Annotated in this window: 1 protein-coding gene and 1 pseudogene; both read left to right on the forward strand. The window is 69.4% G+C overall.

What is annotated here, in order from left to right; genetic code table 11:
* Nucleotides 1-107: pseudogene (locus tag Q5425_RS38470) on the forward strand (hypothetical protein); the annotation flags it as partial.
* Between the two features lie 129 nt (nt 108-236).
* Nucleotides 237-1,823, forward strand: a complete 1,587-nt coding sequence (locus Q5425_RS38475) for a cellulose binding domain-containing protein (RefSeq protein ID WP_308677342.1) — start codon at nt 237-239, stop codon at nt 1,821-1,823.
* The last annotated feature ends 220 nt before the right edge of the window (nt 1,824-2,043 follow it).

A 2,043-nucleotide genomic window follows, 5' to 3' on the forward strand; every position in this document is an offset into this window, starting at 1 on the left:
TCAACGAACAAGCCATCATCTCCTACCTCGTCTCCGCCTACTACTCCGCCGCCGTCCTCGTCCCCGACGCCCTCGCCATCCTCGAAAGCGCCGAAATCGGCCGCTGAACCACGGGAAATCCGAAACTTTCGAAATCAGAGCCATTTCGAAAGTTTCGGACCCCGCCCCCTTCTTGACGACGGAAACGAAACGGTTCTACCGTTTTCACATCCGTTTCACCGGAAGGGAGCACCCCCGTGCCCGGTTCGCGGCTCCGCCCTGCCCTCGTCCTGCTGGCAGCCACCCTGCTCGCCGTCACCGGAATGGTCACCGTGGCCTCCGGTGCCGCCGCGGCGGTCGAAGACGACGGCGCCGACTGCCCCGTCTCCCTGCCCGGCTTGTTCCCGTCGTCCGCCAAGCTTCCCGACCCCTTCAAGAAGATCGACGGCACGCGCATCACGTCGAAGTCCGACTGGCGGTGCCGTCGCGAAGAGATCAAGAAACTGGCGGAGCGGACGATCTACGGCGAAAAACACCCGAAGCCGGCCAGTGTCAGCGGAACGGTCTCGAGCACGAACATCACCGTGAACGTCAGCGAAAACGGCCGCAGCGCCAGTTTCTCCGCCGGCGTGCAGCTGCCCAGCGGAACCGGGCCGTTCCCGGCCGTTTTTGTGGTCGGCGGGTTCGGCGCGGACACCGCCACCATCAAGGCCTCCGGTGCCGCCGTCATCAGTTACGACCCGCTGGCCGTCGGTAAGGAAGGGACGCCGCGGAACAACAAACAGGGGGCGTTCTACAGCATTTACGGCTCGTCGAGCAGCACCGGGCTGCTGGCCGCCTGGGCGTGGGGCGTCAGCCGGATCATCGACGTGCTGGAGCAGTCGGGCGGGCAGGTCCTCAAGCCGGACGCCCTGGGCGTCACGGGGTGTTCGCGGTACGGCAAGAGCGCCTTCGCGATCGGCGTGCTCGACCAGCGCATCGCGCTGACCATGCCGATCGAGTCGGGCACCGCCGGTGTCCCGGCCCTGCGCGCGATCCCCGGCGAGAGCGGGTCGCAGGGGCTGAGCAACGCCTACGGCGAACAGCCGTGGTTCGGCGACGCCTTCAGCGCGTACACCGGCAACCCGGCCGGGCTGCCGGTGGACACGCACGAGCTGGTCGCCATGGTCGCGCCGCGCGGGCTGTTCATCATGGAGAACCCCCACATCGACTGGCTGGGGGCCCGGTCCGGCAGCGTCGCGGCGCTGGGCGGCGCGGAGGTCTACAAAGCGCTCGGCGCGGGCGGCAACATCAGCTACTGGTCCGACGTCCAGGACGGCACCCACTGCGCGTCGCGGCCCGAATGGCGGACCCCGCTGCAGCAGAACATCCAGAAGTTCCTGCTGAAGACCGGCAGCGCGGCCGGGACGTTCCGGATTTCGCCGAAGAAGGCGGGCAACCTCGCCGAGTGGCGGGACTGGACGACGCCGGTCCTCACCGACGGCCCGGGCACGACCACGCCGACGACGTCCACGACGCCGACCACCCCGACGACCCCGACGACTCCGGCGGGCGACGGGTGCACGGCGGCGGTGTCGATGAACCAGTGGACGGGCGGGTTCGTCACGACGATCCGCGTCACGGCCGGCGCGGCCCCGATCACCGGCTGGACGGTGGCGGCGAGCCTGCCCGCGGGCGCCGCGGTCACGTCGGTGTGGAACGCCGGACGCAGCGGCGACACGGGCGCGGTCCGCTTCACGAACACCGGCTTCAACGGGACGCTCACGGCGGGCCAGTGGACGGAGTTCGGTTACCAGGGCACGGGAACGGGCACCGGCACGACGGCCACCTGCACCACCGGCTAGCGCCGCGCGTCCCAAGGTCCGTTCGCCGGTCGGGGCGGCTGGACCGGTGCACCCCAAGCGCCCCAATGTGGCGTTCGGTGCGCTGAATCGGCACTGCGGCGCGGAGCGCCTCCGTTGAGGGCGGTGGCGGGGGCATGGATGGAGCACCGAACGCCACTTGGGTTCTTGGGGTGGTTGCAACATCGTGTGGTTGGAGGGTGTTGTGGCTGGTCGGGTGGGT

It is taken from the genome of Amycolatopsis sp. A133 (genome assembly GCF_031082405.1).
Lineage (GTDB): Bacteria > Actinomycetota > Actinomycetes > Mycobacteriales > Pseudonocardiaceae > Amycolatopsis.